We start from the raw sequence: 3483 nt of genomic DNA on the forward strand, positions 1-3483 counted from the left end.
TGCTATAGGACTCACGTCATTTCCGCCGAAGGAGGCACTCGCCAACACCAGCCTGAGACACATTCCCATTGGCTTTTCCCCCGAAGGCTTGGCGAGATCGACCGACGGTTGACCAATCTCCAGTGCCAGGAGGACGTTACGCTTCTTCTCGCCGCTGAGTCCGGCAGCCGGGCGTGGGGTTTTGCCTCACCGGACAGCGACTATGATTGCCGCTTCATCTTCATTCGACACCTTGAGCACTATCTCTGTCTTTCTCCACCTCGCGATGTCATCGAGCTGCCCAGCGATGGCGTCTTTGACATCAATGGCTGGGATCTGGCCAAAACCTTGAAGCTGATGCTGAAAGGAAACGTCACGGCCCTCGAATGGCTGCAGAGCCCCATCAACTACGCCGGATCGGGGCAATTCCGGAACGAACTCCTTGCGTTCGCCAACGCCATGCAAGCCGCGACCTGGTTGCACGTCATTATCTGCACCTCGGTCTCCGGCAGCGGCGGAGCTATTTCAGCGATGGTGCATCGGTTCCGCTGAAACGGCTCTTCTACGCCTTGCGGCCGGCAGCAGCGTTGCGGTGGCTGCGGCGTCATCCGCAGGGCAATGTGCCGCCGATGCACTTCCCGACCTTGATGGCCGAAACCTCGCCTCCACCCGAGATCCGGGACCTGGTTGCGTCGCTTCTCGCGCAGAAGGCGCGGACGCACGAACTGGGAACAATGATCTTGCCGGAGACGATCTCACGCTTCGTCGACGCCGAGTTCGATATCGCGGCCCGCGTTTTTGGCCGGAACCGGAGCACGTCGCCGCTTGAGGCCGAGAAGGACGCGAATGCGCTTCTTCGCCGGTGGATAGGGACGGATGGTTATCGATCAGATGCAATCGCATGCAAACATTCCGACGATAGGTGCGGAAGTGCTGCAGATGGTCAAGCGCCGCCATCTTGGCTCTAACGAGGCGCGATATCATTCGGCTGGATTTGTGACGGGCAATCGGCTTGCAGTTATCAGCGGAGCTCGGGACATCCGGACACCTCGGACATTTCAGACATTGTCCACCCTGTCCGGTCGTCCGTCAGCCGGACGGACAGGACAGCCCCCCTATGAGGGGCTGTCCTGTTGTCCGGCATGTTGCTCGTGGTTCGGATCATCGACAGGCTCCCTGACCAGCCAGACCATTTGGCGGCCATTGACCTCGCGAGTGGCTGTCCACTTCTTGTCGAACACCCAGTTCTCACCGCGCCCGAACGCCTTGCGACGGCAATCCTGTTTCTTCTCATCCGTGTCACCGTCGGCAGTATAGGACAGATCGAACTCCTTCCGGATGTCCGCGCGATCCACCGCCGTAACTTCCTGGCCTTCTGAGCCGAAGGGACGGAGTTTTTCACCCTTCTCTCCAAGAACGATCTTCATTGCATTCAGATAAACCCTTGCCGCTCGAGGAATATTATTCTTCTTATCCTTCGGCATGGTGGCCAGCCTGCACTCTGAGCCATTCAAGGGCTGGACATAGCAGGCGCCATAAGTCTCTCCGTCTGCATCCGCGCCGAGGGGCACGAAGAACAAGCCGAACGCCATGGACCAGCCCTCGGGCCCAACGCGGGACTTGGTCAACGCCAGCCGGCGATTGCTGCAATGACCGCTAGTCTGATCACGCTCGGCAGAAACCGAAAGTACCGCATCAGCTCCGGCCCGCCACGCGCTAGCGCCGCGCAGCCCCGTGTCGCTACCTTTGCCATAGTGATGAACCGGCATCACCACGACACCAAGCTTCTCAGACATGAGATTCATGAGCCGGATGGCCTTGGCGGCCTCCGCATTGCTGTTCTCGTCCTCAATCGAGAAGGCGGCGGCGAGGGTGTCGATGATGACAGCCCCCAGCCGAACACCATGTTCGCGTCGGAGGTGCTTAGCAACCTTGCGCAGCCGCTCGATCAGAGCGTGGACTTCTCGCAGTTTCGCAAGATCCGGGACATCCGGGAACCATGAGATTGGAAGCGATCTGGTGCTTATCTTATGTTCGCGAGCAACATGCACGCGCGAGGCTAGCGTACCGCTTCCCTCTGCCGCGAGGATCACCACGCCGACCCGCTCCCTCACCTTGAGACCGAAGAACGACGTGCCGCTGGCCAGGCTTACCGCGAGGTCGACGGCGATGAACGTCTTGCCGGCGCCGGACTGGCCACCGATGAACACAATGCCTTCGAACGGGACGAGGGACTTGACCAGCATGGACGGCGGCGCGGTGGGAACCGTGCCATCGAACATAAAGCCGGCGAGGCCGTCGACGTCGGCGTGTGGCGGCGATCCCGAAACTGACACCGCCTCACCGGTCTGGGCGTCGTACCAGACGCCGTCCTCGCCCTGCAAAATGCGGTCGAGATTGTCCGCGATCTCGTTGCCGAGCGCCTCGGTCTCGGCATCGCGCTGGTCATCCTGCCAACCGAAGCTCTCAGGCGACCGGCCGAGTTTCTCGCAGAGCCACAGGGCCGCATGGACGATGGCGACTACACCGCCATGTTCTTGGACGATGTCGAGCGCGGTACGGCGTCCTTCGCGGGCGTCGCCCATATCGGCCACACCCCAATCCGTGATTCCCTGTGGGGTGATCGACAGATCCTCCTGCAGGTTGCGCCCCAACATGCGGGAGGTGATGCGATAGCCGCCCGTGCCAGCGGATGTTCGTGCCGCCGGAAAGATTGAGGGCACCCATGACGACAGGTTCGCCAACGCCGCATCGTTTACGGCGCGGAAAAAGTCGCCAGGCCGGCGGTCAGGCGCCGTCGCCTGTGTTCGGTTGATCTCCGGTGCGGCAGGGCGGGGCAGCTCGGCGGCGCCAGCGTCGCCGGCCTTGCGCGCGTTGAACTCCGCCGCACGTGCAAGCAGTGCGGCATAGGTCTTCGGGGCTTGCTTGATGCTGCCCGGCGTGCCCGGCACATGGTCGCCGGTGATCGTCAGGTAACGCTTGGTCGCATAGATCTCGATGCCCGCCGCGTCGACCTTGGTGGCCTTCGGCGGCTTGCCGTGTGACAGCATGCGAATGCCGGTGCCGGACGGACTTACCTCGGCATAGGTCTCGGCGAGGTCGAGAATCGCCTGCGCCCATGGCGCAACGACGCCTGTGGCCTTGTCGCGGCAGTTGTCGAGGTCATAGCCGGCAATGTCGTCATCGTCGGTCAGCACGAAACCGATGCCAGCCAGCTTAAGCTGGCGACAGCAATCGACCGCCTCCTCATAGGTGCCCCACGTCGCCGGATTGGAATGGCTGGCCATACCGCCCGTCCGCGGATTGACTGGAGGCTTGGTTGGCTTGTTATCTGGTCCGTTCCGCCATTCCAGCCGCCATGCCACCCAGCGGCGGCCGAGCGAACGAAGCTCGCGAAGGGCGGGAGTGAACGGCCGCCCCTCATCGTCACGAAACAGCTCACCCGCGTCAGGCAGGATCCTGGAACCGTTTGGCGGCTCACCGGTAAGATCCGGGCCAGGGTAG

The 3483-nt window shown here is 62.1% G+C and carries 1 protein-coding gene and 1 pseudogene; one reads left to right on the plus strand and one right to left on the minus strand.

Going from position 1 to position 3483, the window contains the following annotated elements:
• The first annotated feature begins 108 nt into the window (after positions 1 to 108).
• Positions 109 to 947: pseudogene (locus FHS55_RS23960) on the plus strand (nucleotidyltransferase domain-containing protein).
• Positions 948 to 1094: 147 nt separating this feature from the next.
• Here the strand turns inward: FHS55_RS23960 and FHS55_RS23170 are convergent.
• Positions 1095 to 3483, minus strand: a 2389-nt coding sequence (locus tag FHS55_RS23170) for an AAA family ATPase (protein WP_210287144.1), incomplete at its 5' end; no start/stop codon positions are given.

The organism is Ancylobacter tetraedralis (assembly GCF_014195655.1).
GTDB lineage: Bacteria > Pseudomonadota > Alphaproteobacteria > Rhizobiales > Xanthobacteraceae > Ancylobacter > Ancylobacter tetraedralis.